Here is a 25,731-nt window from a genome sequence, read left to right on the forward strand (position 1 = left end):
GTTTCACGTGAAACCGCGGGACGATTGGACCGCCCTGGTCGCAGTGTTCGTACGCACGGTCTGATCGCCTGACGGGCAGTGAGGGTCTTGGCCGCCGGTCGTCCCCGAAGCCCGTCATTGCGGGGAGCCCTTGCGACGAAGCAATCCAGACTGCCTCCAAGGAGGGATTCTGGATTGCTTCGCTCCGCTCGCAATGACGGAGCAGACCCATCGCTTGTGCCCTCTCTACCCCCGTCCAGAACCGTGCGAGATCTCGCCAGGAGTTCTCTCCCGGTCAGACCCATCCTGTTTCACGTGAAACAGCAGTCCTCTCAATGTCCCTTCTACTGTGCATGGGGTTGTTTTCGCGAAAATGCGCATCGCCTACTTGGCCGCACCGTTTCACGTGAAACAACCGCCTCACCCAGTTTCTACTTCCGGCTTCTCCACCTCTGAGATAGAAGTCCGCCCATGCGAACAGAGCGAGAGAGTTTCGACGTCATCGTGATTGGCGGCGGCCATGCCGGCTGTGAAGCCGCGGCTGCTTCCGCCCGGATGGGTGCGACGACCGCTCTGGTGACGCACCGTTTCTCCACGGTCGGCGCGATGTCCTGCAACCCCGCCATCGGCGGCCTCGGCAAGGGCCATCTGGTCCGCGAGGTCGACGCGCTGGATGGTCTGATGGGCCGGGTCGGCGATGCCGGCGGCATCCAGTTCCGCGTCCTCAATCGCCGCAAGGGACCGGCTGTCCGAGGCCCCCGGGCTCAGGCCGACCGGAAGCTCTATGCCGCAGCCATGCAGGCTGCGATCCGGGACACCGAAGGTCTTTCCGTCATCGAGGGCGAGGCAGACGAGCTGATCGTGGCCGAGGGCCGGGTGACCGGCCTACGCCTGGCAGACGGCCGCGAGCTTCGGGCAGGGGCCGTCGTCGTCACCACCGGCACCTTCCTCCGCGGTCTGATCCATCTCGGCGAGAAGAACTGGCCGGCTGGGCGGGTCGGAGAGGCCCCGGCGATGGGTCTCTCCGCCTCCTTTGAGCGGGCAGGCTTCACCCTTGGACGGCTTAAGACCGGAACTCCGCCGCGTCTGGACGGCACCACGATCGACTGGTCAGCGGTCGAGATGCAGCCCGGAGATGAGCCGCCGGAGCCGTTCTCGGTGATGACCGAGCGGATCACGACCCCGCAGATCCAGTGCGGGATCACCCGAACGACCTCCGCGACCCATGAGGTGATTCGCGCGAACGTCCATCGCTCTCCGATGTACTCCGGCCAGATTAAGAGTTCCGGACCGCGCTACTGTCCCTCGATCGAGGACAAGATCGTCCGCTTTGGCGACCGCGACGGGCATCAGATCTTCCTGGAGCCGGAAGGGCTCGACGATAGCACTGTCTATCCCAACGGCATCTCGACCTCGCTGCCGGAGGAGGTCCAGCTCGCGATCCTCGCCAGCATTCCTGGCCTGGAGCAGGTGAAGATGGTTCGCCCGGGCTACGCCATCGAATACGACCACATCGATCCCCGCGAGCTCGATCCGACCCTCCAGACCAAGCGTCTGCGTGGCCTCTTCCTGGCGGGTCAGATCAACGGCACCACCGGATATGAGGAAGCTGCCGGGCAGGGCATCGTGGCCGGCCTGAACGCAGCTTTGGCCGCGAGCGGCGCCGCCCTGACAGTGTTCGACCGTGCCGATGGCTATCTCGGTGTGATGATCGATGACCTCGTCACCCGCGGGATCAGCGAACCCTATCGGATGTTCACCTCCAGGGCCGAGTACCGGCTGACCCTGCGCGCCGACAACGCCGATCAGCGTCTCACCGAGAAGGGGATTGAGCTCGGATGCGTCGGGAGCGCCCGGACGCAGCATCACCGCGCCAAGATGGACGCTCTGAATGCGGCCAGGGCGCTGTCGAAGTCCCTGACCATCACGCCGAACGAGGCGATCAAGCACGGCCTGTCCCTGAACCGGGACGGCCAGCGCCGTTCGGCGTTCGAGTTGATGGCCTATCCCGACATCGGCTGGAGCCAGGTCCGGACCATCTGGCCGGAGCTGTCGGCGATCGACCCGGTCATCGCCACCCATCTGGAGATCGACGCGAAGTACGACGTCTATCTCGAGCGCCAGAGCGCCGACGTCGAAGCTTTCAGGCGAGACGAGGGGATGGTGCTGTCGGACGTCGATTACCAGCAGGTCCCTGGTCTTTCCAATGAAGTGCGGGCCAAGCTTGAGAAGGCGCGGCCGTTCACCGTTGGCCAGGCTGGCCGGATCGACGGCATGACGCCGGCGGCTCTCGGTATCCTCGCGGCCTACCTCCGGCGCGAGGCACGGAAGACCTCAAAGGCGATCGCATAGGCGTTTCACGTGAAACAGCGCGGGCCGGGCGGCAGATCGTCATCAGGGAAACCATCGGCGGGCGAGGGCGCGAGTCGCCGATCCGAGTCGACGCCGATCAAGCCGAAGATCGACAAGGCCAGCGCCAACGATCGGTCGCTGGACGCGATCATCGCCGCGGACAAGCTCGCGGCCCTCAGGCTCGCCCCCGTTTCACGTGAAACCGAGGAACGACTCGATCGCTACATCGCGCTGCTCCGGGAGTGGCAGGCCAAGACCAATCTGGTCGCGCCCTCGACCCTGCCGCAGCTCTGGACCCGGCACATCGCCGACTCGCTCCAGCTCGTCGATCTCGCCCCTTTGGCCAAACGCTGGGCCGACCTCGGTAGCGGCGGCGGCTTCCCCGGAATCGTCCTCGCCTGTGCCATGGCCGGGACGCCTGGCGCCAGCGTCCACCTCGTCGAGCGAATCGCCAAGAAGGCGGCCTTTCTGCGCGAAGCAGTTCGCGTCACCGCATCTCCGGGGCTCGTACATCTCGCGGAGATCGGGGATAATGTGGATAGAATCACCGGCCCCGTGGATTGCGTCACCGCGCGTGCGCTGGCTCCGCTACATCAACTCATCGGCTTTGCGGAGCCGCTGATGCGCCAGGGTGCAAAAGCGCTGTTTCCGAAGGGGCAAGATGTAGAGGCTGAATTGACCGAAGCCGCTAAATATTGGAATATTCAACCGCAGCTTCACCAAAGCCGTACCGGCGACGGTTGGATCGTCGAGCTGACGTCCGTCGAGCAGCGCGGCTGAGGCGTTCAGGGGTCGAGTGGGGAATTTGCGATGAGCGTGATTGACGAACCGCAGCAGCAACAGACCGGCGAAGTCCCGCAGGGCCACCCGCGCATCCTGGCGCTGGCGAATCAGAAGGGCGGCGTGGGAAAAACAACCACGGCGATCAATCTTGGCACGGCACTCGCTGCGATCGGCGAGCGCGTCCTGATCGTCGATCTCGATCCGCAGGGCAACGCCTCGACCGGCCTCGGCATCGATCGCCGCAACCGCTCCTGCTCGACCTATGACGTGTTGATCGGCGAATCGAGCTTGCGCGAGGCGGTGGTCTCGACCGCGGTGCCGCGGCTGCACATCGCACCCTCGACCATGGATCTCTCCGGCCTCGAGCTCGAGCTCGGCACCACGCCCGGCCGCGCGTTCAAGCTGCGCGACGCCATCGGCGCGCTCAACAACAACGTCTCGCCGGACGCCGATTACACCTATGTGCTGATCGACTGCCCGCCCTCGCTCAACCTGCTCACGGTGAATGCGATGGCGGCCTCCGATGCGATCCTGGTGCCGCTCCAGTGCGAGTTCTTCGCGCTCGAGGGTCTGTCGCAATTGCTGCAGACGGTGGAGCAGGTGCGCTCGACGCTCAATCCGAACCTGTCGATCCACGGCATCGTGCTGACCATGTTCGACTCGCGCAACAACCTCTCGAACCAAGTCGTCGCCGACGTCCGTCAGTTCATGGGCGAGAAGGTCTACAAGACCATGATCCCGCGCAATGTGCGCATCTCGGAGGCGCCGTCCTACGGAAAGCCGGTCCTGGTCTACGATCTCAAATGCGTCGGCAGCGAAGCGTATCTGCGGCTCGCCACGGAAGTGATCCAGCGCGAGCGCGAGCTGCGCACCACGCATTGACGCTGCCGTAGGGTGGGCAAAGGCGTCTTCGCCGTGCCCACCATCTTCTGCACACAACTGGTGGGCACGCTTCGCTTTGCCCACCCTACGATAATTCAGTTCTGGAGTGTTGCACCGTGAATCCAAGGGAGCTGGCGATGGCCGACGAAGCGCGTTCGCGACTGGGCCGGGGTCTTGCGAGTCTGATCGGTGATGTCGGCGGCGAGGCTCAGCATGTCGATCGTCCGCGCGCGCAGCGCAAGGTGCCGATCGAATTCATCAAGCCCAATCCGCGCAACCCGCGCCGCGCCTTTTCGGAAACAGAGCTCAAGGAGCTCTCTGATTCGATCAGACAGCACGGCGTGATCCAGCCGATCGTCGTGCGTCCGGTGAAGGGCGCGCAGGATCGCTTCGAGATCATCGCCGGCGAACGGCGCTGGCGCGCGTCGCAGATGGCCGGCCTGCACGAGGTGCCGATCGTGCCGGTCGACATCAGCGACAGCGATGCGCTGGAGTTCGCGATCGTCGAGAACGTGCAGCGCGAAGACCTCAACCCGATGGAAGAGGCGCTCGGCTATCACGCGCTCGCCAACGAGTTCAAACGCAGCCAGGACGACATCGCAAAGGTCGTTGGCAAGAGCCGCAGCCACATCGCCAACATGATGCGGCTGACGAAACTGCCGGCCGAAGTGCAGGCCTTGATCACGAGCGGCGAGCTGACCGCCGGCCACGCCCGCGCGCTGATCGGCGTGCCCGATCCGCTCGCATCAGCCAGGCGCATCGTCGCGGAAGGCCTTAACGTCCGCCAGGCCGAGGCGCTCGCGCATGAAGAGGGTGTGCCGGAGCGCAAGCCGCAGAAGGCGCGCAGCACCGGCGGTAAGGAAAAGGACCCTGATACGGTCGATCTCGAAAGGCGCGTCAGCGATGCGCTCGGCCTCAAGGTCACGGTCAATCACCGCGACCCCGGCGGCTCCGTCCAGATCAACTACCGCAACCTCGATCAGCTCGACGAGGTGATGAGGCGGCTGGCGAAGGGCGCGCTGTAGACGTCATTCACAGTCTGTCTCCCTCACCCTGAGGAGCCGCAAAGCGGCGTCTCGAAGGGCGAGGGCCCGGGCCTTCATCCTTCGAGACGCGCGCAAGGCGCGCTCCTCAGGATGAGGAGTAGGCGCTTCGTTCCGTCTTTGCGGGCGCATCTGTTTCCACATCGTCATTGCGAGCGAAGCGAAGCAATCCAGATTCTTTCCGCGGAGGGACTCTGGATTGCTTCGTCGCTTGCGCTCCTCGCAATGACGTGGAGAGAGCGGTGCCTCAGCTGCGCCGCTTCGCATTCACGGCGATGGCCATCAACGTGCGCTGGGCGATGGCGGCGGCTAGCGTCGATTGCTTGCGGGTGTCGAGCGCGGCGGTCGCGAGCTGCTCGATGATTGCGGCGAGCCGCGCCACGCTGAAATTGCGCAGCGCCGTTTCCACCGCCGGCTTTCGCGAAAAATGCAGGCGCGGATAGCCGCCCTCGAGCACCGCGGAGGCAGGCTGGCCGTCGGCGATCGCGAGCGCAGATTTGTGCAGCCACGCGGCCTGGCGCTGCGCGGCGGAGATGATCACGCCGGGATAGGTGCCGGCGATCATGGCCTTTGCAAATTCGGTCTCGACGATGTCGGGCCGGCCGGCGAAGGCGCCGTCGACGATGGGATCGAGTTTCAGCTCGGACGCATCGGCAACGACGGACATCACATCATCCAGCGTGATCTCGCCTTTGCCATGCGCATAGAGCGTCAGCTTGCGCAGCTCATTGCGCGAGGCCTGGCGGTCGCCGCCGAGGAATGACATCAGCGCCGCGCGGGCATCCTGCGCGATGCGCAGATTGGCGATGCGGAGCTCGTCGTCCATCAGCTTGGCAAGGTCGCGCTCGGTGTCGGGATAGCAGCCGATCGCCACGGCCGTCTTGGCGCGCTCGCAGGCTTTGCGCAGCGGCGATTCCGGGCGCAGCTCGCCGGCCTCGATCACGATGCGGCAATCCTTCACGCCCATCTCCGCCAGCGTATCGATGCCGCTGGCAAAGCTGCGCGAGCCGGCGCGGACGCGGATGGCGCGGCGGCCGCCGAACAACGGCACCGTCATGGCCTCATCGACGAGCCGCGACGGCTCGGCGGAGAGTTCGTCGCCGTCGAGCTTGACGAGGGAGAAGGGATCGTTGGGGTCGTCGACGGCCGAGGCTATCAGTGCATCGGCGCGCTCGCGCACGAGGCCGGCATCGGGACCGTAGAGCAGGATGATCGGTCGGCCCCCGTCGGGACGGGCGAGGAAGGCGTCGATCTCTTTTCCGCGCAGCGCGACCATCGGACCTGACTGTCATTCCAGGGCGCACGAAGCGCGAACTACGGCGCGCAATTGCGCGCCTGAGAATCTCGATCAATAATCTCTGGATTCCGGATCCGCCCTGCGGGCGCTCCGGAATGACGGGGATGACTTAAGTGCCGGCGATGAAGAACGAGGCGAGGCGCGTGTTGATGTTCTCGGCGATCTCGTTGGCGGCACGATCCTCGGCATCGCGAAGGGCCCGGTTGCGGGCAAAGCGCTGGTAGGAGCCGGGCATGTCATAGGACACGCGCGCGAACGTCGTGCCGGTCATGACCGACTTGCCGCTGACGACCTCGATCAAATTGTACTGGGCGTCGATGCCGTAGTTTTCACTGTTCGGCAGGCCGGTATTGGGATCGACGATCAGCGACGTTTTGCTGCTCGCGAAGCGAATTTCCAGGCGATGGGTCGGCGGCATGCCGGTGGCCGTGCCGTAGAGCTTGAAGGCCAAGGCGTTGCGGACCTCGACGCCGACACGGGCCTCGCGGGAGGCATTGGCCTTGTTGATCGGCGGAAGGTCGACCCCCATCAGCTTTTCGCGCAGGCCGGGTGTCCCGTCGCCACGCTCGGCGTACATCGGCTGGAAGCAGCCAGCCGTCAGGGCCGCCAATGCGGCGACCGCCAGCAAGCGGGCTGCGATGCGGATCCTAGCCGACAACATTCACGATCCTCTTGGGGACGATGATCACCTTGCGGACGGGCTTGCCGTCCAGGGCCAGTTTTACCGCATCGAGTGCCAAAACGGCAGCCTCGATTTCCGGATTCTGGGCCGCTGTTGCAACTGTGACCTCACCCCGCTTCTTGCCATTGACCTGGACCACCAGGGTCACGGCGTCTTCAACCAGCAAATCGCGTTCGATTTGGGGCCAATCGGCCTCGGAAACCAGCCCGCTATTGCCCAGAACCTGCCAACACTCCTCGGCCAGATGCGGCATCATCGGGGAGAACAGCTGGACCAGGATCTGGCTGGCCTCCCGGACCGCCCAGGCGAGGTCAGCTGTGGGCTGGCCGGGGCGCTGGAGCACCTCCGAAAACGCATTGGCGAATTCGCGGATATGGGCAAGGCAGACATTGAAGTGCAGCCGCTCGATGCCGGTGGTGACCTTGTCCAGCGCGCCATGGGCGGCCTTGCGCAAGGCGGTCGCATCCGGGCCGAACGAGCCCGGACGATCTGCCGGCGCGGCCTGGCCGAGCTCCACTGCATCGTTCACCAGCCGCCACAGCCGCTGCACGAAGCGCGAGGCACCCTGGACGCGCTCGTCGCTCCAGATCACGTCGCGGTCGGGCGGGGAGTCCGACAGCATGAACCAGCGGGCGACATCGGCGCCGTAGGTCTCGATGATGTCGTCGGGGTCGACCGTGTTCTTCTTCGACTTCGACATCTTCTCGATCGGACCGATCTGGATGTCTTCGCCTGACGTCAGCAGCGTCGCGCGCCGGCCGTTGCCGCCGACCTCGATCTTCACCTCGGCCGGCTGCACATAGGTGCCGTCGGCCTTCTGGTAGGTCTCGTGCACCACCATGCCCTGGGTGAACATGCCGGCGAACGGCTCGTCCAGCGCAATGTGCCCGGTCGCCTTCATCGCGCGGGTGAAGAAGCGGCTGTAGAGCAGATGCAGGATCGCGTGCTCGACGCCGCCGATATACTGGTCGACCGGCAGCATCCGGTTGGCGACGGCTGGCGTCGTCGGCGCGTTCTCGTTCCAGGGATCGGTGAACCGCGCAAAATACCAGGACGAATCCACGAAGGTGTCCATGGTGTCGGTTTCACGCTGGGCCTTGCCGCCGCATTTGGGGCAGGTGACGTGCTTCCAGGTCGGGTGATGATCGAGCGCGTTGCCCGGTCTGTCGAAGGTCGCGTCATCAGGCAGCGTCACCGGCAGGTCGGCGTCCGGCACCGGCACCACATCGCACTTCGGACAGTGGATGACCGGAATCGGGCAGCCCCAATAGCGCTGGCGCGAAATGCCCCAGTCGCGCAGGCGGAAATTGACCTGACGCTCGCCGACCGGCGCATTGCCGCGCAGTTCGCCTTCCAGCCGCTTTGCGACCTCGTCCTTGGCCTGCTCGATGGTCATGCCGTCGAGGAAGCGCGAATTGATCATGCGGCCGTCACCGTCATAGGCGGTGTCGGTGATGACGAACGTCTTCGGGTCCTGACCCTCGGGGCACACCACCGGAATGTTGCCGAGATTGTACTTGTTGACGAAGTCGAGGTCGCGCTGGTCGTGCGCGGGGCAGCCGAAGATCGCGCCGGTGCCGTATTCCATCAGCACGAAGTTCGCGACATAGACCGGCAGCTTCCAGCTCGGGTCGAACGGGTGCACCGCGCGGATGCCGGTGTCAAAACCCTGCTTTTCCGCGGTGTCGATGATCTCTTGCGCGGTGCCGATCTTCTTGATGTCGGCGATGAACTGGGCAAGCTTCGGGTTCTTCGCGGCTGCTGCTTGAGCCAGCGGATGATCCGACGAGATCGCCATGAATTTGGCGCCGAACAGGGTGTCCGGGCGCGTCGTAAAGATCTTCAGCTCGCTCTCGCCGGCGGGCGTCGTCGCCTGATCCAGCGCGAAGCGGACCAGCAGGCCCTCGGAGCGGCCGATCCAGTTGCGCTGCATCAGCCGCACCTTGTCGGGCCAGCGGTCGAGCCCATCCAGCGCGGACAGCAGTTCCTGCGAGTACTTCGTGATCTTGAAGACCCACTGGCTCATTTCCCGTTGTTCGACAACGGCACCCGAGCGCCAGCCGCGGCCGTCGATCACCTGCTCGTTGGCGAGCACGGTCATGTCGACCGGATCCCAGTTGAGCTTGCGCTTCTCACGCTCGGCCAGGCCGGCGGCGAGCATGTCCAAAAACATCTTCTGCTGATGCTTGTAGTAGCTGGGGTCGCAGGTCGCGAATTCGCGCGACCAGTCCAGCGACAGCCCGATCGAGCGGAGCTGCTTCTTCATCGCGGCGATGTTGTCGTAGGTCCAGGCCTTCGGCGCGACCTTGCGCTCGATGGCGGCGTTCTCGGCCGGAAGGCCGAAGGCGTCCCAGCCCATCGGGTGCAGCACGTTGAACCCCTTGGCGCGCATGAAGCGGGCCAGCACGTCGCCGAGCGTGTAATTGCGGACATGGCCGATATGGATGCGCCCGGACGGGTAGGGGAACATCTCCAGCACGTAGTATTTGGGCCGCGAATCGTCGTTCTTGGAGACGAAGATCGCCTGCTGGTCCCAGGCGGCTTGCCAGCGCGGTTCGGCGTCGCGGGCGTTGTAGCGTTCGGAGGTCATGGAATCGTTGGGTTTTCGTGGATTCGGCCGTCTAAAGACGGCGGACTAGGCCATAGAAGTCCTTAGGGGGTCAATGGGTTGCCGCTGGCGGCGGCCCCCCGCAAGGCTGCTCCGCTAAAGTACGGACGGCCCATTGGGATCGGATTAAGGGGTCGGTGCGAGGTTGGCCGCCGACAGCACCCCGCCAGGCGATGGAATCAGGCTTCGACGATCTCGATTACGACTATGCCGCGTCCGTCGCCGGACGGGCGGTGCGGAGCATGGCCGAGCAGCGGATTCCGCCGACGCCGACCAATTTTGCCGTCTGGTTCCACTATTTCGCAGGCAGCCATGACGACCTGCGCAATGCCATCGATCTCCTGATCGACCACAACCGTCCCTTCGACGCCAGGACCAACCAGGATCTGTTCGAGACCTATGTCGCGCCCCGGGCGGGCGCCGTCGCCTCCGAGACGTCCGATCGGCTGCATGCCCTCATGGGGGCGGCGAAGGAGTTTCTGGCGACGGCCATGGCCGACAATCGTTCCCAGATGCAGGCGATCAGCGAAGTCGCTGATCAGGGCAGGGCCGGCGTCGATCCGAAGGCGCTGGTCGCCCAGCTCATGAATGAGTTGGCCCGGGCCGCCACGAGGGCGACCCCGGCTCGAGGCCGGCTTTGCGGAAAAGACCCGCGAGCTCGACGTGATCCGCGACTCGCTCTCCAAGTCCGAAGAGCGCGCCCGGACCGATACGCTGACGGGGCTGGCAAACCGGCGGGCGCTCGATGAATTCCTGCGCAAGGCACAGACGACCGCGGATTGGGGCGAGCCGCTCGGCGTGCTGATGCTCGACATCGACCACTTCAAGACCTTCAACGACAATTTCGGCCATGGCGTCGGCGACCAGGTGCTGCGCCTGATTGCGAAAGTGCTGCGCGAAAAAGTTCGCGAGCAGGATCTGTCGGCCCGCTATGGCGGCGAGGAGCTGATTGCCGTGCTGCCGGATGCCGATCTCGCCACTTGCGCCGAGATCGCCGAGCGTATCAGGCGCGCGATCGCCGAATGCACGATCACGCGCCGCTCGACCGGCGAGACCCTGCCCGGCATCAGCGTGTCGATCGGCGTAGCGCAGTATCGTGCGGGCGAGGCGATCACCGATCTGATCGAGCGTTGCGACCGCGCGCTCTATCTCGCCAAGGGCGGCGGCCGCAATCGCGTAGTGACGGAGGTCGAGCTCGATCGCGCCGCGGCTGCGGGCTAGGCGCTCGCCGCCAGCATCATGGCGGCCGCGCTGTTCTCGATCACCTGGATGCCGTGCTCCATGACATTGTTGCGGCCGCGGTGTTTTGCGGCGTAGAGCGCGGCGTCGGCGGCTTCGATGAGATCGCCGGGGCGCAGCGTCTCGTTCGGCTTCGTTGCGGCAACGCCGATCGAGACGGTGACGATCATGTGGGCGGAGGTGATGTGCGGCAGGCACAGCTTCAGCACGGCCGCGCGCACCTGCTCGCCGATCTCGACGGCGCGGTTCACATCGGTGTTCGGCAGCAGCAGGCAGAACTCCTCGCCGCCATAGCGGGCCGCAAAGCCCATCGTGTCGGCGGCGATGCCGGACAAGGATTCGCCGAGCCGGGTCAGGCAGGAATCGCCTTCGAGATGGCCGTAGGTGTCGTTGAACAGCTTGAAGTGGTCGACGTCGATCATCAGGAGCGCAAGCTCGCTGTCATACTGCTGCGCGCGCATCCATTCGAAGTCGAGCCGGCTCTGGAAGCCGCGGCGATTGGCCAGCCCCGACAGCATGTCGATCGAGGCCATCACGGTCAGGCGGTCGTTGCTCGCGATCAGCTCGCGCTCGCGCTGGCTGAGCTGCGCGGCCATCGCGTTGAAGGCGCGGGCCAGCGGCACGAACTCGGCCGGCAGACGGTTGCGCGCGGCGCGGGCCGAGAGGTCGCCTTCGCCGAGGCGCTTGGCCATGTCGGCCAGCATCTCGATCGGCTTGATCACGAGCTTCTCGGCGGCGATCAGCGCGCCGAGTAGGACGAACAGGACGACGAACGCGAGCTGGAGATAGGCGGTGCGGATGTCGCGGCTGACCGCCGCGGACACCTTGTCCTCGTCGATGCTGGCAATCAGGCGGGCGTTGGTGCCGGCGATGCGGATATAGCTCACCGCGCGGCGGGAGCCGTCAGCGGCGAGGAAAGAGAGTGAGCCCTCGTCCTGGTCCGAACGCAGCGCCCTGTCGGCGATCGCCGACATCAGCGGCATGTTGTCGAGCGGACGGCCGATTGCGCTGTGCTGATCAGCCGGCGCGGCGAGCACGGTGCCGGCGCTGTCGACCAGCACGGCGGTGATGCCGGCGCGGCCGCCGAGATTGCTCATGACCTTCGACATCCAGTCGAGGTTGACGGTGGCGAGCACGACGGCATCCGCCACGCCGCTGAAGGCCGACACCGGATAAACCGCCATGACGGTCGGCGACGGCACAGGCCGCGACAGGATGAAGTCGCTCAGCACGAAGCGGCCGGTTTCCTGCGCCTGCTGGAAGTATGGCCGGTCGCTGAGGTCGAGGCCGACATACATGTTGTTGGTGGCGCACTGGATGCGTCCGTCCTGGCCGGCGATCAACAGCGTGCGGATCCAGGGAAGGTTCGACGGCAGGCTCGCGCGCAGCACGTCGCAGCTCTTGCTGATGCCGCCGGCGGAGGCGCGGATGAAGGCTTCAGATTTCAGGATGGTTTCGACCGACGAGATCACTTCGCGCTGCGCATCGGCGCTGTGTCTTGCAACGGTGGTGAATTCGGTCGCGGCCTGCGCGATCTGCCGCGCGCGCGTGTCCTCGAGCGAACGGATGCGCTCGAACATCAAAGGCGTCACCAGAATCACCGCGAGCAACGCAAGCCGTGCCCGGATTCCGAGAACCTGCTTGAGTTTCACTCGTTTGCGGTTGAAACTGACGTTTGCCATCTTCGCTGCCCACCCCATCGGCCAAGGTAAAGCGAAGGGTTCAAAAACTCTTTCTTGAACTCGGTAAAATTAGAACTAGCTCCGCAACAATCCAGTCCGAACCGACGTCATGACCGAAACCAACGCCGCGCCGGTAACCGGCCATTCACCAAACGCGCTCGCCGCGGTCGAAGCCGAAATTGCCCGCGCCTGCAAGGAAGCGCGGCGCAGTCGCGCCTCCGTGACGCTGATCGCGGTGTCCAAGACGTTCGCCGCGGATGCAATTATCCCGGTCATCGACGGCGGACAGCGCGTATTCGGCGAAAATCGGGTGCAGGAGGCCAAAGGCAAGTGGCCGGCGTTAACGTCCGCTTATTCCGGCATCGCGCTGCATCTGATCGGGCCGCTGCAGTCCAACAAGGCGAAGGAGGCGGTGGCGCTGTTCGATGCCATCCATTCGGTTGACCGCCCGAGCATTTGCCAGGCGTTAGCCAAGGAAATCGAATCCCAGAACAGGCACCCGGAGCTGTTCGTCCAGATCAACATCGGCGAGGAGCCGCAGAAGGCCGGCATCGCTCCCGGCGAGGCCGATGCCTTCATCGCGAGCTGCCGCGACAGCTATGGGCTGACGATCTCCGGCCTGATGTGCATCCCGCCGGTCGACGAGCCGCCGGCGGCGCATTTCGCGCTGACCGCCAAGATCGCGGCGCGCAATGGCTTGAAGAATCTCTCGATGGGCATGAGCGCGGACTTCGCCACCGCGATCATGCTCGGCGCCACCCATGTGCGCGTTGGGAGCGCGATCTTCGGGCACCGGTAGTTGCTGTCGTCCCTGCCTAGTGCGCAATTGCGCACGGGGCGCAGGGACCCATACCGCGTGATCTCTGATTGGTGGGTGGTCTTCGTACCGGCGAAAGTGAGGTAACTGCCAGTCTTCGCCAAACTTCTCCCTGCGGTTATGGGTCCCTGCGTCCGCAGGGACGACGGCGGTGTGTGCGGTGGTTACGCAAACCCCACCGACACCTGCCCCAGCACACCAAAATCCACCGCGAAATGATCGCCGGCCTGGATCGGCAGCGGCGGATGGCACGTGCCTGTCGTCACCACCTCCCCTGCCCGCAAGGTGATGCCGAGCCCGCGCAGCTCGTTGGCAAGCCAGGCCAAGGCAACACGGGGATCGCCGAGCACGTTCTTGCCGTGGCCGAGATAGCGCTGGCCGCGCAGCGTGATCTGCGGCCGCTCCTCGACGAGATCCATGGCGCGCCAGTTCGCAGTCGTCGCGGCGCCCAGCACGAACAGATGCGCGCAGGCATTGTCGGCGATGAGCTGTGCCTCGCCGGCGCCGGCGAAATCGCCAAAGCGCGAGTCGGGAATCTCGATCGCGGGATGCAAGGTGTCGACGGCGGCGAGCACGTCGTCGACACTGTACGGCGTCGCGCGCGGCGGCAGATCGCGGCCCATGCGGAAGGCGAACTCCGGCTCGCCGACGCGCATCTCGTTGCCCTTCATCGACGCCGTGCCGCCGTCGGCGATCACGGTGTCGCTCATGATGCGGCCGGCCAGCGGTCCCGCGACGTTGATGTGCTTTTGTCCGGCCTCGCTTGTCGCCGCGATCTTCCAACCGAACAGTGTTCCAAGTGATTGGTTTTCGAGGGCGGCCTGGATGGCATAGCCATCAGCGCGGCTCTGCGGCCGCAACCGCGGCTCCAGCGCGTCAAACTTGGTGCCGTCGCGCCAATGTTTGACCAGGACCTGCGATGCGGCGGCGATCTGATCCTTGTCGAGCATGTGCCCTCACCCGATGATGATTCTGGTTCTTGGTCCCAGGCGCCGCAGCAATTGCAGCATCGCCGCTTTGGTCATCGAGACGCAGCCTGCGGTCGGCCCGAAATTGTCGCGCGCCAGATGCAAAAACACCGCACTGCCGCGGCCGGCGACGCGCGGTCTGGTGTTGTGGTCGATTTCGATGATGAAGTCATAGAGATGGTCGGTCCGCTTGAGACGGTCACCGCCCTGCTCCGGTCCGAGCCGGATCGCCTGATTGTAGTGGCGATCTCCGGCGTCCTCGCACCAGGCGTCCGTGTCGCCGATGGTCCGGGCCGGAAGAAAGGTCCGCGGACGGCTGTGACGGTCGCCCCGCCACCACAATTGCCTGGGACGGAAGCTGCCCCGCGGGGTGCCGCCATCGCCCTCGCGCTTGTTTGCCAGGATTCCGCCCCGCCCCAGCGCCACCGGGATCGTCAGCGCGCCGGCCGTCAGCCAGCCACGGCGCGGATTCCCGGCAGCAGGTTTAACGCGGATCGCTTGAAGCGGTCCGGAGCTTCGATTCTTTGGGTAACTAGCTGAATCCGCTTTGCTTTTCATGTGAACGTGCGATGTCGAATTCATTACAGGACATTCATCAAAACGGCCTGAGATTTTGAGTTAGAGTGCTTCTGGCTTGTGAATCGGTAACAGCCCACTACTTCAACACGAACAACAATAATAACGGCGACCCCCCTAACTTTCCCTCGCGGCTGGGTGCAGCATGCATGCGCGCCGAGCCGGACTCCAAAAGGATGACCCCCTATGGCCAATGCCCGCAAGATCCTCATCGTGGATGACGATACCGATCTGCGCGATACGTTGGTGGAGCAATTATCGCTGCACGAAGAATTTGAGGCCTCCGCCGTCGATACCGGGGCCAAGGGCGCGAGCGCCGCGAAGGCCAATGCCCCCGATCTCGTCCTGATGGATGTCGGCCTGCCCGACACCGATGGCCGCGAGGTGGTTCGTTCCTTGCGCAAGGGCGGCTTCAAGGCCCCGATCATCATGCTCACCGGGCATGACACCGATTCCGACACGATTTTGGGGCTGGAATCCGGCGCCAACGACTACGTCGCAAAACCCTTCCGTTTCGCCGTGCTGCTGGCCCGCATCCGCGCCCAGCTTCGCCAGCACGAGGCGAGCGAGGACGCGGTGTTCTCGGTCGGCCCCTACTCCTTCCGCCCGGGCTCGAAGATGCTGACCGCGGCCAATGCCCGCAAGGTCCGGCTCACCGAGAAGGAAACCGCCATCCTCCGCTTCCTCTACCGGGCCGGCCAGATGCCGGTCTCGCGCGAGACCCTGCTCCAGGAGGTCTGGGGCTATAATTCCGGCGTCACCACCCACACGCTGGAAACGCACATCTACCGCCTCCGCCAGAAGATCGAGAAGGACGCCGCCAATCCGGAGATCCTGGTCACGGAAGCCGGTGGCTACAAGCTGGTGCCGTGATACGCTTTAGGGGCGTGCGAATCGTTTTAGATCGCATGCCCTTTGAGCCCCGGACCTGAATGTCAATCGACGACGACGTAGCGCTTCTCGAGCGTGTCCCGACACTGCGCTTGTTGGGAGACGCGTCGTTGCGCATGCTGGCGATCGGCTCCGAGCAGCGTAATTTCGTTCGCGGCGACGTCCTCTTCAATCTCGGCGACGACGCCGATGCCGGATACGTGGTTCAACGCGGCGCCTTTCGGGTCGACGACGGCGCCGGCGCGGAGATGATCGCAGGTCCCGGTGCGCTGATCGGCGAGCTCGCGCTGGTGGTGCCGATGAAGCGGCCATCGAGCGCGGTCGCGCTGGAGCACGCCTCCGTCATCCGCGTCGCGCGCAGCCTGTTTCAACGTGTGCTCGAGAGTGACCCCGCGGCTGCGGTGCGCCTGCGTGACGAATTCGCGGTGCGCTCCAGCCAGATCGCGAGCGATATCCTGATGGCGGGCGCGAAGCTGACGTCGTCGTAGCCCGGACGGCGCCGCTACACCTCCAGCGTCACCGTCACCGGCACGTGGTCCGACGGGCGCTCCCAGCTCCGCGCGTCGCGCAGGATCTTGAAATCGCTGACCGCGTCCTTCAATGCGCGCGAGACCCAGATGTGGTCGAGCCTGCGGCCGCGATCACCGACGGTCCAGTCCGCGGAACGATAGCTCCACCACGTATAGACCTTCTCCGACATCGGAAAACGCTCGCGCGCGACGTCGACCCACTCACCGGCTGCCAGCGCGGCTTGCAACTTCTCTGTCTCCACAGGTGTATGCGAAACCACTTTCAGAAGCTGCTTGTGCGACCAGACGTCGTTCTCGTGCGGCGCGACGTTGAGATCGCCGACCAGGATGTGGCGATCCTCCCCGCGCGGATGCAGCGGCTCGCAGGCCTTCATCTCGTCGAGGAAGCGAAGCTTGTGGTCGAATTTCTCGTTCAGCGCGGGATCGGGAATGTCGCCGCCGGCGGGCACGTAGAAATTATGCAGCACCAGCGGCTTTGCGATGCTGGCCTTCTCGCCGAACGAGACCGAGATGTGGCGCGAATCCACCTTGTCGCAGAAGGTGCGGATGTCTTTCGATTCGAACGGGATCTTCGAGACGATGGCGACGCCGTGATAACCCTTCTGCCCGTTCAGCGCGACATGCTCATAGCCGAGCCGCTTGAAACGCTTCAGGGGAAAGGCATCGTCGATGCACTTGGTCTCCTGGAGGCACAGCACGTCCGGCCGCGCGCTCTTGAGAAACTTCGCGACCAAGTCGATGCGCAGCCGCACCGAGTTGATGTTCCAGGTTGTCAGGGAAAGACGCATGAGGCCTGCGTCTTAGCAAGCTCTCGTAGGGTGGGCAAAGGCGCAAAGCGCCGTGCCCACGTCTTTTCGGGGGTGGGTGCAAGGTTCGTTGCGAGCCCTCGTAGGGTGGGCAAAGCGAAGCGTGCCCACCAATGCCTGCCGCAAGGAGAGATGGTGGGCACGGCGCTAATGCGCCTTTGCCCACCCTACGGCAGTAGAGCTTTCAACCCGGCGATGGGCCGTAATTGGTGAAATCGATCTTGAACATGGCAGGATCAAGCTTCTTGCCCGCATCGAGATTGTAGACCGCGATCGTGGTGTCGTAGCCCTGCGGGTCGGTGACGGTCCACTGCTTCAACTGGCCGTCCTTGGCGCCGAACATCAGCAGGAGGCGGCTGGTGCCGACCAGCGCCTGCTTCTCCTCGATCGTGACGCTGACGAAGACGTCGTCGGCCGAGACGTTGACGACGTTGGTGTCCTTCATCAGGTCGATGCGATCGGACAGCAGGAAGCGCAGCGGCGTCTGCGACAGCGGATAGACGTCCTGGGTCGCGAGCTTGCGGTCGCGCACCACCAGCGAGGATCCGTCGGCGACGATGTCGATCGGGCTCGGCGCGTCATATTCGAAGCGCACCTTGCCGGGCTTCTGGATGTAGAAGTCGCCCTGCGTCTTGCTGCCGTCGGGGCCGACCTGGACGAAATTTCCAACCAGCGTCGACAACGAGGACAGATAGGCGCTGACCTTGGCCGCCTGCGCCTTCTGGTTGGCGTCAAACGTCTGGAAGATGCTGGTCGGCACGTTGCGGCGCGGATCCGGGATGACCGGGTTCGGCGGCGTCTGGGTCGCGCCGGTGACGGCGGGCCCACCGGCCGAACCGCCATCGCGGCCCTTCGGCGCGGGCTTCGGCACAGGCACGGTCTGCGCGAACGACGCCGCGGTCACCATCGCGGCGGTGACGAGAAGCACACCGGCCATGCGCGCGCTTCGCGCAGCGATGGTGGCAGCGAATCGAATGTCCGGATGTCTGATCAACGCGTCGTCCTGTGTGGCTGGGCGCCCTTTTAGCGTGATTTCGCTACTGCAGATATCGATTTTGCGTGAAATTATGTTCAGAGGCGGCTCGCCTCACATATGGCTATCTTCTTCCTCGACCAGAATCTCGCGCTTTCCGGCGTGGTTGGCGGGTCCGACGATGCCCTCGAGTTCCATGCGCTCCATCAGCGAAGCGGCGCGGTTATAGCCGATCTGGAGCCGGCGCTGGATGTAGCTGGTCGAGGCCTTGCGGTCGCGTTTGACGATGGCCACGGCCTGTTGGAAGAGATCGCCGCCGCCATCCGCTCCCATGCCGCTGGCGTCGAACACGGCGCCACCGTCCTCGTCCTCGGTCGGCTCTTCGGCCGTGACGGCCTCGAGGTATTCGGGCTGGCCCTGCGTCTTGAGGTGACGCACCACCTTCTCGACTTCCTCGTCCGACGCGAAAGGTCCGTGCACGCGGCTGATGCGGCCGCCGCCCGCCATGTAGAGCATGTCGCCCTGCCCGAGCAGCTGCTCGGCGCCCATCTCGCCCAAAATGGTGCGGCTGTCGATCTTGGACGTCACCTGGAAGGCGATGCGGGTCGGGAAGTTCGCTTTGATGGTGCCGGTGATGACGTCGACCGACGGACGCTGCGTCGCGAGGATCACGTGCAGGCCGGCGGCGCGCGCCATCTGCGCGAGGCGCTGCACCGCCCCTTCGATGTCCTTGCCGGCGACCATCATCAGGTCGGCCATTTCGTCGACGATGATGACGATGTAGGGCAGCGGGTCGAGCGAGAGCTTCTCTTCCTCGTAGATCGCCTTGCCGGTTTCCTTGTCGAAGCCGGTGTGCACCGTGCGCGTCGGTTCCTCGCCCTTGGCCTTCAATTCGAGCAGGCGCGTATTGTAGCCGTCGATGTTGCGCACACCGAGCTTGGCCATGTTCTTGTAGCGCTCTTCCATCTCGCGCACGGCCCATTTCAGCGCGACCACCGCCTTCTTCGGGTCGGTCACAACAGGCGTGAGCAGATGGGGAATGCCGTCATAGACGGAGAGTTCGAGCATTTTCGGATCGACCATGATCAGGCGGCACTGGTCCGGGCGCAGCCGGTAGACCAGGCTGAGGATCATGGTGTTGATGGCGACCGACTTGCCGGAGCCGGTGGTGCCGGCGATCAGCATGTGCGGCGTGCGCGCGAGGTCGATGATCACGGGGTCGCCGCCGATGGTCTTGCCGAGGCAGAGCGGCAGCTTCGCAACCGAATCGACAGTCTCCTTGGCGACCAGCAGCTCGCGCAGATAGACCTTTTCGCGATGCGCATTCGGTAGCTCGATGCCGATGGCGTTACGGCCGGGCACGACGGCGACGCGTGCCGACAGCGCGCTCATCGAACGGGCGATATCGTCGGCGAGACCGATCACGCGCGATGACTTGATGCCGGGCGCCGGCTCCAGCTCGTACAGTGTGACCACGGGACCCGGATTGGCTTTCACGATCTCGCCGCGCACGCCGAAATCCTGCAGCACGCCTTCGAGCGAACGCGAATTGGCTTCCAGCTCAGCCTTGCTGAGCGGCTGGCGATCGCCCGCCTTGGGCGCGGCCAGCACGGACACGGACGGAAGCTCGAACTTGTCGGAGGATTTCTTGGAGGCGGCCTTTGGTGCAGCCTTCTTGCGCGGCGCGCGCGCGGCCGGCTCCTCCTCTTCCTCCTCCTCGTCTTCCTCTTCTTCGTGCTCGTCCTCGTCAATTTCGTCTTCGGACTGCGGCGAGATCGACGGCGCGGCGCGGCCGCCGCCGAGATTCGGCTCCTGGCGGCTGAACGCAACGGCTTTGGTCTTCGGTCCGCTCGAGACCAGCGAGCGGTAAGCGGTGCCGAGCAGCCAGATCAGCCGCGCCTTCGTGCTCATCAATGCGTGGAACAGCCACCCCAGCGACACCGAGCCGCGATCGCTCTCCTCGTCTTCGTCGAGCGGCTTGTCGTCGTCCTCGATCTCCGCGAACTCGTCGTCATGCGCGCGCGCGCCGAGGCCGCAGGCGATCAGGAAGGTCGCGCCGATCGCGGCGAACAGGATCGTGCCCAGCACCATGCGATAGATCGTGCCCGCCGGTCCGAAAATCACCGCGGGCGCGCGCACCAGCGCATCGCCGACCACGCCGCCGAGGCCGGTCGGCAGCGGCCAGGCGCCGCCATGCGGCCAGCAGCTGGCAAAGCCCGCAGCGATCACGGTGCAGAGAGTCCAGGAACCGAGCCGCAGCGCCTCGCGGTCGAACGGGCGATGGGTCATCATGCGCCAGCCCCAGACCGCGACCGTCAGGACCAGCATAATCGCGCCGAGCCCGAGGATCTGCATCGCAAGGTCGGCGCCGATCGCGCCGGCATAGCCGAGAATGTTGCGGATCGGCCGTGAGGTCGCGTGGCTGAGGCTTGGATCCTGCACCGACCAGGTCATCAGCGCGGCCGAGGCGACGCCGGACAATGCAATCAGGCCGAAACCGGTGAGCTCGCGCATACGCCGCGCCAGCCCCTCGCGGATCGACGGTGGCAGATGGCCGACCAGTGGAATGACACGTTCGATTGCCGACATGCTCATGGGCCCCGCCTAACCCAGAGTCTCGACCAGGCGGTGCAGCGCCTGCGCCGTGGTCTCGCCATCCTGCACCAGCGCAAGGCGAATGAAACCTGCGCCCGGATTGAAGCCGTCGGGCTGGAGCCGCGCCAGATAGCTGCCGGGCACCACGCGTACGCCTGCTTCCTTGAAGAGCCTGAGCGTGATCGACACGTCGTCGCCGAGCGCGGACGTGTTGAGCCAGACGCAGAAGCCTGCGTCAGGTCGGCGATAGCCGTAACGATCGCCGATGATCTGGTCGGCGAGATCGAACTTGATCTGGTAGAGCCTGCGGTTCTCCTCGACATGCGCCTCGTCGCCATAGGCAACGGTCGCGACATGCTGGAGCGGCACCGGCACCTGCGGCGCCGCGATGTTGCGCAGCTCGAGGAACATGCCGATGAATCGCTTGTCGCCGGCGGCGAAACCGACGCGCAGGCCCGGCAGGTTGGAGCGCTTCGACAGCGACTGGAACGCAACCACGCGGGTGAAATCAGGGCCGGCGCATTCGAGCGCGCTGCCCGGGGCCTCGCGGGTGTAGATCTCGGAATAGCACTCGTCGCTGAGGATCACGAAGCCGTAGCGGTCGGCGAGCTGCTTCAACCGCCTGAAATAGTCGGGTTTGGCGACCGAGCCCTGCGGATTGGCGGGCGAGGCCAGATAGAACGCCACCGTGCGCGCCAGCGTCGCTTCGTCGATGGCATCGAGATCGGGCAGAAAGCCGTTTTCGACGGTGGTCGGCAGGTAGACCGGCTCGCAGGCCGCGGCGCGGGCGCCGGCGCCATAGACCGGATAGAACGGGTTCGGCATCAGGATGGCGGGCTTGCCGGGGCGCGGGCCGACATAGCGCGCGGCCGCGATCGCGGCGAGGAACAGCCCCTCGCGGCTGCCATTGAGGACGAGAATCTCGTTCTCGGGGTCGAGCGGCCGCGGCAGCTTGAAGCGCGACGACAGCCAGGCGCCCGCTGCCGTGCGGAACGGGTCGGTGCCCTTGTTCGCGGGGTAACGGCCGAAATCGGCGATGTGCTTGGCCAGCACCGGGCCGACGAAGTCAGGCACGGGATGCTGGGGCTCGCCGACTGCAAGCGTAATCAATGGCTTACCCGGCTGATGGGGTGCCAGCAGCTCGTTCAGCCGGACGAAGGGCGAGCGTTCGCTATCGGAGCTTCCACTGTCCTGCGGCGCACGGGATGAAGCGGTTATAGCCATTCTGGACGCCAGTACTCTTGGAACAGCCGGTCGCACCAAGGCGCCGGCGGGAAGCGGTTCACTTCACCATAGATAGGGCGAGGTTAAGACGCGATTAACCATCGGCTTTCCGCGCCATCAAGAGTCATTTCCGTGACCTGGATTTGAGGTCCGGTCCGTCCGGAGCGGGAATAATGAGGCCGGATAGAGCGGACGCATGGCGGGCCCGGGTCCCGTCATGGCCGGGCCTGTCCCGGCCATCCCCCGGCCCATTCTACCGTACCCAAGAACGTTCATGCCCGGGCCTTCGCCTCGCCGAAGCGGGCTTCGGCCGCGCAGGCGGGGCAAGCCCGGGCATGGCGAGTTTCCGGATATGGGCGCGCCTAGTGCCCCGGCAGCTTCTCGAATGTCTTCATGCCCACCGGGATCGCGTGGAACTCCTGCATGTCGCAGGTGTAGATCGCCATCTGCGGATGGAACTGCGCGGGCTCGTCTAAGGTGCCGACCTTCAGGATCGCCGCCGGCAGGCCCGGAACCTTGGTCACCAGATGGGTGCCGCATTCGGCGCAGAATTCGCGCGTGACGGCGCGTTCGAGGTCCTTGCGCGTGAATTGCTTGGGCTGCCCGGTGATGTAGCTGAAGCCGGCCGCCGGCATCGCGATGAAGGTGTTGGGCGCGCCGCCCGAGATGTACTGGCACTCGCGGCAATGACACTGGGCCTGCATCATCGGATCACCTTCGGCCACGTAGCGCACTTCGCCGCAATAGCATCCGCCTTCCAAACGCATGACGACCTCCCGGTTTGTTTTTCGTTGTGGTCGATATTTCTGCGCCGGCAATCTGAAATGGCAATCGCTTTCTTTGTCGCGCAGGACAAAAGAAGGCAAAAAGAAAGGGGCTCCAGCTTGCGCTGGAGCCCCTCAACGGTCGGGACATTGCCGGGTATGTGCCCCAAACCGTAGTTGTGGGCACGGCCCCCGCGGAGGCCGCGCCCGGGAGGAGAGTTACATGTTGTAGGCGCGCTCGGTGTGCTCGGTGATATCGAGGCCTTCACGCTCGGTCTCGACATTGGCGCGGAGGCCAACGATCACATCGACGACCTTGTAGAGGATCGCCGAACCGATGCCCGACCACACCAGCGTGGTGCAGACGCCCCAGAGCTGGGAGACCATCTGCGCCGCGAAGTCGTAATCGGCAACCTTCGGCGGGATCGCGGTGTAGTCGATGATGCCCGCACCACCCAGCGCCGGATTGACGAGGATGCCGGTGCCGAGGGCGCCGACGATGCCGCCGACGCAGTGCACGCCGAACACATCGAGGCTGTCGTCGTAGCCGAGCGCGTTCTTCACGACGGTGCAGAAGAACAGGCAGACCACGCCGACCACGAGGCCGAGGACGATCGCACCCATCACGCCGGCGAAGCCGGCGGCAGGCGTGACGGCCACGAGGCCCGCGACAGCGCCGGAGATGACGCCGAGCACCGACGGGTGACCCTTCACGATCCACTCCGCGAACATCCACGACAGCGCGGCGGCCGCGGTGGCGACGAAGGAGTTGGTCATGGCGAGGGCTGCGCCGCCGTTGGCTTCGAGGTTGGAGCCGGCGTTGAAGCCGAACCAGCCGACCCAGAGCAGCGAGGCGCCGATCATCGACATGGTCAGCGAGTGCGGAGCCATCAGCTCCTTGCCGTAGCCGACGCGCTTGCCGATCAGCAGAGCGCCGACGAGACCTGCGATGCCGGCGTTGATGTGCACCACGGTGCCGCCAGCGAAGTCGATCGCGCCCTTCTTGAAGATCCAGCCGGCGTCGGCGTTGATCTCGTCGAGCTTGGCCTGCGCCGCGGTCTTCGCAGCCGCATCAGTGGCAGCAGCGAGTGCCTTGGCAGCGTCCTGGATCATGTCCGGGCCGGGCCAGTACCAGACCATGTGCGCGATCGGGAAGTAGATCAGCGTGACCCAGAGCGGGATGAAGAGCGCGATTGCCGCGAACTTCATGCGCTCGGCGAAGGCGCCGACGATGAGGGCCGGCGTGATCGCCGCGAAGGTCATCTGGAAGCACATATAGATGAGCTCCGAGATGTTGGCGTCGACCGAGAAGGTCGCGGCCTTCGAGTCGGTGGTGACGCCCATCATGAAGGCCTTGGAGAAGCCGCCGATGAAGTCGGAGCCGCCGGTGAAGGTGAGGCTGTAGCCGTACACGGCCCAGATTACCGTGACGACGCAGACGGTGTAGAACACCTGCATCAGCACGGAGAGCATGTTCTTGGAACGGACAAGACCGCCGTAGAACAGCGCGAGGCCGGGGATCGTCATCAACAGCACGAGCACTGTCGATGTCAGCATCCAGGCGTTGTCTCCCTTGTTGACCGTTGGCTCGGCATAGGCCGCGGTCGCAGCGAACATGCCGACTGCGAGAGCCGCCAATCCCGCGCCATAGGGACGCTTAAACGTCATTTTATTCACTCCTGATTGGTAAAGGTTGAGCGCGAAATCAAAGGGCCGCGGCATCGGCCTCGCCGGTGCGGATGCGAACCGCATGGTCGAGGTTGATGACGAAGATCTTGCCGTCGCCGATCTGCCCGGTTTTCGCGGCGGACGTGATGGCGTCGATGGTCTTGTCGACCTGGTCGGAGGCGACAGCGACCTCGATCTTGATCTTGGGCAGGAAGCTCACGGCGTATTCGGCACCGCGATAGATTTCCGTATGGCCTTTCTGGCGGCCATATCCCTTGACTTCCGTCACCGTGAGACCGTGAACGCCGATGGCGGTCAGGGCGTCACGGACTTCTTCCAGCTTGAATGGCTTGATAATCGCCATAACAATTTTCATGGGTCCTATCCCCGCTTGGCCCGGTCCGGACGTGGCCGGGCGTTTCTCGACTGGTTCGCCACGAGGGAGAAGTTCACTACGCGGGCACAGCCAGCACCCTTAGAATCAAATGCCGTGCCAGATCGGGCGCGTTGCCTAACGGACTATGAAAACGGGTGTTTTCGCGTTTGACGCGTGCTGCGGTGCAGTGCGCTAATACGTCGCGCTCAAAACGTGGTCACGCCTGATCAAAAAGCGGGCACGACAGGCTGTCGACACAATTGCTGCTCACGTGTCGGGCAGCAAGAAGGTATTTTATTACAGAAGGGGCCCGGCAAAGGGCCCCGCCGCCCTGCGAAATATCGAACCGGCCCTCGGCGTGCTCACGGGATGCGCGCAACCGGCCTGAATCGTCAGGCGGCCTCGCGCTCCGCAAAGACCCGGTCGATCAATCCCCACTCGACCCCCTGCTGCGCGGTCATGAAGTGGTCGCGGTCCAGGGTCCGTTCCACCTCCGCCTCGGTGCGCCCGCAATGCTGCGCGTAGAGCCGGGTGATGCGCCGCTTGGTCTCCTGCATTTCGTTGGCATGGATCAGGATGTCGGACGCCTGGCCCTGGAAGCCGCCGAGCGGCTGATGCACGTGAAGGCTCGCATTGGGCAGCGCGGCGCGGTGACCTGGCTCGCCGGCCATCAGCAGGAACGAGCCCATCGAGCGCGCGGTGCCCATGCACAGCGTATGAACCGGCGCCTTGATGAACTGCATGGTGTCGTACATGGCGAGACCAGAGGTGACCACGCCGCCATAGGAGTTGATGTAGAGATTGATCGGCCTGTTCGGATTCTCCGCCTCCAGGAACAACAATTGCGCGCACACCAGTCCGGACATCGCATCATTGACCTCGCCGTTGAGGAAGATGATGCGCTCGCGCAGGAGCCGCGAATAGATGTCGAAGGATCGCTCGCCGCGGGCGGATTGCTCGACAACCATAGGGACGAGCTGAAGCATGTCGCGCATT

21 protein-coding genes and 1 pseudogene are annotated in these 25,731 nt (G+C 64.8%); 8 read left to right on the top strand and 14 right to left on the bottom strand.

Translation table 11 applies throughout. The annotated features are described in order from the left end of the window. The first annotated feature begins 450 nt into the window (after positions 1-450). The 4 genes from mnmG to AB7Z56_RS01215 all read left to right on the top strand — a co-directional run bounded on the left by mnmG (position 451) and on the right by AB7Z56_RS01215 (position 5,021). Complete coding sequence (gene mnmG, locus AB7Z56_RS01200) at positions 451-2,331, top strand: tRNA uridine-5-carboxymethylaminomethyl(34) synthesis enzyme MnmG (protein WP_063980280.1); 1,881 nt, start codon at positions 451-453, stop codon at positions 2,329-2,331. A 9-nt stretch (positions 2,332-2,340) separates the two neighbouring features. Continuing rightward, complete coding sequence (rsmG, locus tag AB7Z56_RS01205; RefSeq protein ID WP_063980281.1) at positions 2,341-3,111, top strand: 16S rRNA (guanine(527)-N(7))-methyltransferase RsmG; 771 nt, start codon at positions 2,341-2,343, stop codon at positions 3,109-3,111. A 30-nt stretch (positions 3,112-3,141) separates the two neighbouring features. Next, positions 3,142-3,996 (top strand): ParA family protein, encoded by an 855-nt coding sequence (locus AB7Z56_RS01210; protein ID WP_063980282.1) that lies wholly within the window; start codon positions 3,142-3,144, stop codon positions 3,994-3,996. Positions 3,997-4,133: 137 nt separating this feature from the next. After that, positions 4,134-5,021, top strand: coding sequence for a ParB/RepB/Spo0J family partition protein (locus tag AB7Z56_RS01215; protein ID WP_063980283.1), 888 nt, complete (start codon positions 4,134-4,136; stop codon positions 5,019-5,021). Between the two features lie 265 nt (positions 5,022-5,286). Here the strand turns inward: AB7Z56_RS01215 and holA are convergent, their stop codons facing one another. From holA to leuS, 3 genes are all read right to left on the bottom strand, one after another. Then, positions 5,287-6,315 carry a DNA polymerase III subunit delta gene (gene holA, locus AB7Z56_RS01220; RefSeq protein WP_063980284.1) on the bottom strand — a complete coding sequence of 343 codons (1,029 nt, stop codon included), beginning with the start codon at positions 6,313-6,315 and terminating at the stop codon, positions 5,287-5,289. Between the two features lie 130 nt (positions 6,316-6,445). Next, a complete protein-coding gene (gene lptE / locus AB7Z56_RS01225) occupies positions 6,446-6,997 on the bottom strand; it encodes an LPS assembly lipoprotein LptE (protein ID WP_028150179.1) in 552 nt (183 codons plus the stop codon). Further along, positions 6,984-9,608 carry a leucine--tRNA ligase gene (leuS, locus tag AB7Z56_RS01230; RefSeq protein WP_063980285.1) on the bottom strand — a complete coding sequence of 875 codons (2,625 nt, stop codon included), beginning with the start codon at positions 9,606-9,608 and terminating at the stop codon, positions 6,984-6,986. The genes lptE and leuS overlap by 14 nt, the downstream gene beginning before the upstream one ends. Before the next feature lie 191 nt (positions 9,609-9,799). Between leuS and AB7Z56_RS01235 the strand changes: the two are divergent. Further along, a pseudogene (locus AB7Z56_RS01235) lies at positions 9,800-10,847 on the top strand (GGDEF domain-containing protein). On the opposite strand, the gene AB7Z56_RS01240 reads toward AB7Z56_RS01235, so the two are convergent. After that, positions 10,844-12,547 carry a diguanylate cyclase domain-containing protein gene (locus AB7Z56_RS01240; RefSeq protein ID WP_063980286.1) on the bottom strand — a complete coding sequence of 568 codons (1,704 nt, stop codon included), beginning with the start codon at positions 12,545-12,547 and terminating at the stop codon, positions 10,844-10,846. The pseudogene AB7Z56_RS01235 and the gene AB7Z56_RS01240 sit on opposite strands and share 4 nt — an antisense overlap. Positions 12,548-12,656: 109 nt before the next feature. On the opposite strand from AB7Z56_RS01240, the gene AB7Z56_RS01245 reads away from it, so the two are divergent. Further along, positions 12,657-13,346 (top strand): YggS family pyridoxal phosphate-dependent enzyme, encoded by a 690-nt coding sequence (locus AB7Z56_RS01245; protein WP_063980287.1) that lies wholly within the window; start codon positions 12,657-12,659, stop codon positions 13,344-13,346. 182 nt (positions 13,347-13,528) lie between these two features. Here the strand turns inward: AB7Z56_RS01245 and AB7Z56_RS01250 are convergent, their stop codons facing one another. Together AB7Z56_RS01250 and AB7Z56_RS01255 are read right to left on the bottom strand one after the other, a co-directional pair. After that, entirely contained in the window at positions 13,529-14,314 is a 786-nt protein-coding gene (locus tag AB7Z56_RS01250) for a 2-keto-4-pentenoate hydratase (protein ID WP_063980288.1), read from the bottom strand. Between the two features lie 6 nt (positions 14,315-14,320). Beyond that, on the bottom strand, positions 14,321-14,890 hold the full coding sequence (locus AB7Z56_RS01255) for a L,D-transpeptidase family protein (protein ID WP_063985976.1): 570 nt from the start codon (positions 14,888-14,890) through the stop codon (positions 14,321-14,323). Between the two features lie 204 nt (positions 14,891-15,094). Here AB7Z56_RS01255 and AB7Z56_RS01260 point away from each other — a divergent pair, with 204 nt between their 5' ends. Then, entirely contained in the window at positions 15,095-15,781 is a 687-nt protein-coding gene (locus AB7Z56_RS01260) for a response regulator transcription factor (protein WP_007598630.1), read from the top strand. A 59-nt stretch (positions 15,782-15,840) separates the two neighbouring features. Beyond that, positions 15,841-16,287 (top strand): cyclic nucleotide-binding domain-containing protein, encoded by a 447-nt coding sequence (locus AB7Z56_RS01265; protein ID WP_063980289.1) that lies wholly within the window; start codon positions 15,841-15,843, stop codon positions 16,285-16,287. 14 nt (positions 16,288-16,301) lie between these two features. On the opposite strand, the gene xth is transcribed toward AB7Z56_RS01265, so the two are convergent. The 8 genes from xth to AB7Z56_RS01305 form a co-directional block, all read right to left on the bottom strand. Then, the gene (gene xth, locus AB7Z56_RS01270) at positions 16,302-17,117 is read right to left on the bottom strand and encodes an exodeoxyribonuclease III (protein ID WP_014490778.1); all 816 of its coding nucleotides are present in this window, start codon (positions 17,115-17,117) and stop codon (positions 16,302-16,304) included. 202 nt (positions 17,118-17,319) lie between these two features. After that, positions 17,320-18,072: an outer membrane lipoprotein carrier protein LolA gene (locus tag AB7Z56_RS01275; RefSeq protein ID WP_063980290.1), complete on the bottom strand. Its 753-nt coding sequence runs from the start codon at positions 18,070-18,072 to the stop codon at positions 17,320-17,322. 150 nt (positions 18,073-18,222) lie between these two features. Next, positions 18,223-20,703, bottom strand: a complete 2,481-nt coding sequence (locus tag AB7Z56_RS01280; RefSeq protein WP_063980291.1) for a DNA translocase FtsK — start codon at positions 20,701-20,703, stop codon at positions 18,223-18,225. Positions 20,704-20,712: 9 nt separating this feature from the next. Then, complete coding sequence (locus tag AB7Z56_RS01285; RefSeq protein WP_441256139.1) at positions 20,713-21,927, bottom strand: aminotransferase class I/II-fold pyridoxal phosphate-dependent enzyme; 1,215 nt, start codon at positions 21,925-21,927, stop codon at positions 20,713-20,715. A 362-nt stretch (positions 21,928-22,289) separates the two neighbouring features. Continuing rightward, positions 22,290-22,694: a GFA family protein gene (locus tag AB7Z56_RS01290; protein WP_063980293.1), complete on the bottom strand. Its 405-nt coding sequence runs from the start codon at positions 22,692-22,694 to the stop codon at positions 22,290-22,292. A 216-nt stretch (positions 22,695-22,910) separates the two neighbouring features. Next, positions 22,911-24,359 carry an ammonium transporter gene (locus AB7Z56_RS01295; protein ID WP_063980294.1) on the bottom strand — a complete coding sequence of 483 codons (1,449 nt, stop codon included), beginning with the start codon at positions 24,357-24,359 and terminating at the stop codon, positions 22,911-22,913. Positions 24,360-24,396: 37 nt separating this feature from the next. Beyond that, the gene (locus AB7Z56_RS01300; RefSeq protein WP_008142813.1) at positions 24,397-24,735 is read right to left on the bottom strand and encodes a P-II family nitrogen regulator; all 339 of its coding nucleotides are present in this window, start codon (positions 24,733-24,735) and stop codon (positions 24,397-24,399) included. A gap of 392 nt (positions 24,736-25,127) precedes the next feature. After that, positions 25,128-25,730: an ATP-dependent Clp protease proteolytic subunit gene (locus tag AB7Z56_RS01305; RefSeq protein ID WP_038932646.1), complete on the bottom strand. Its 603-nt coding sequence runs from the start codon at positions 25,728-25,730 to the stop codon at positions 25,128-25,130. Position 25,731 lies beyond the last annotated feature (1 nt).

This window comes from Bradyrhizobium sp. 482_C4_N1_8 (genome assembly GCF_052075965.1).
Taxonomy (GTDB): Bacteria; Pseudomonadota; Alphaproteobacteria; order Rhizobiales; family Xanthobacteraceae; genus Bradyrhizobium; species Bradyrhizobium barranii.

Coding starts and splice junctions, on each gene's coding strand:
- holA (WP_063980284.1), bottom strand. CDS start 6,315: ATGGTCGCGCTGCGCGGAAAAGAGATCGACGCCTTCCTCGCCCGTCCC.
- AB7Z56_RS01255 (WP_063985976.1), bottom strand. CDS start 14,890: ATGAAAAGCAAAGCGGATTCAGCTAGTTACCCAAAGAATCGAAGCTCC.
- AB7Z56_RS01210 (WP_063980282.1), top strand. CDS start 3,142: ATGAGCGTGATTGACGAACCGCAGCAGCAACAGACCGGCGAAGTCCCG.
- AB7Z56_RS01280 (WP_063980291.1), bottom strand. CDS start 20,703: ATGAGCATGTCGGCAATCGAACGTGTCATTCCACTGGTCGGCCATCTG.
- AB7Z56_RS01290 (WP_063980293.1), bottom strand. CDS start 22,694: ATGCGTTTGGAAGGCGGATGCTATTGCGGCGAAGTGCGCTACGTGGCC.
- AB7Z56_RS01250 (WP_063980288.1), bottom strand. CDS start 14,314: ATGCTCGACAAGGATCAGATCGCCGCCGCATCGCAGGTCCTGGTCAAA.
- xth (WP_014490778.1), bottom strand. CDS start 17,117: ATGCGTCTTTCCCTGACAACCTGGAACATCAACTCGGTGCGGCTGCGC.
- AB7Z56_RS01215 (WP_063980283.1), top strand. CDS start 4,134: ATGGCCGACGAAGCGCGTTCGCGACTGGGCCGGGGTCTTGCGAGTCTG.
- AB7Z56_RS01240 (WP_063980286.1), bottom strand. CDS start 12,547: ATGGCAAACGTCAGTTTCAACCGCAAACGAGTGAAACTCAAGCAGGTT.
- AB7Z56_RS01245 (WP_063980287.1), top strand. CDS start 12,657: ATGACCGAAACCAACGCCGCGCCGGTAACCGGCCATTCACCAAACGCG.
- AB7Z56_RS01305 (WP_038932646.1), bottom strand. CDS start 25,730: ATGCGCGACATGCTTCAGCTCGTCCCTATGGTTGTCGAGCAATCCGCC.
- AB7Z56_RS01300 (WP_008142813.1), bottom strand. CDS start 24,735: ATGAAAATTGTTATGGCGATTATCAAGCCATTCAAGCTGGAAGAAGTC.
- lptE (WP_028150179.1), bottom strand. CDS start 6,997: ATGTTGTCGGCTAGGATCCGCATCGCAGCCCGCTTGCTGGCGGTCGCC.
- mnmG (WP_063980280.1), top strand. CDS start 451: ATGCGAACAGAGCGAGAGAGTTTCGACGTCATCGTGATTGGCGGCGGC.
- AB7Z56_RS01265 (WP_063980289.1), top strand. CDS start 15,841: ATGTCAATCGACGACGACGTAGCGCTTCTCGAGCGTGTCCCGACACTG.
- AB7Z56_RS01275 (WP_063980290.1), bottom strand. CDS start 18,072: ATGGCCGGTGTGCTTCTCGTCACCGCCGCGATGGTGACCGCGGCGTCG.
- AB7Z56_RS01285 (WP_441256139.1), bottom strand. CDS start 21,927: ATGGCTATAACCGCTTCATCCCGTGCGCCGCAGGACAGTGGAAGCTCC.
- AB7Z56_RS01260 (WP_007598630.1), top strand. CDS start 15,095: ATGGCCAATGCCCGCAAGATCCTCATCGTGGATGACGATACCGATCTG.
- AB7Z56_RS01295 (WP_063980294.1), bottom strand. CDS start 24,359: ATGACGTTTAAGCGTCCCTATGGCGCGGGATTGGCGGCTCTCGCAGTC.
- leuS (WP_063980285.1), bottom strand. CDS start 9,608: ATGACCTCCGAACGCTACAACGCCCGCGACGCCGAACCGCGCTGGCAA.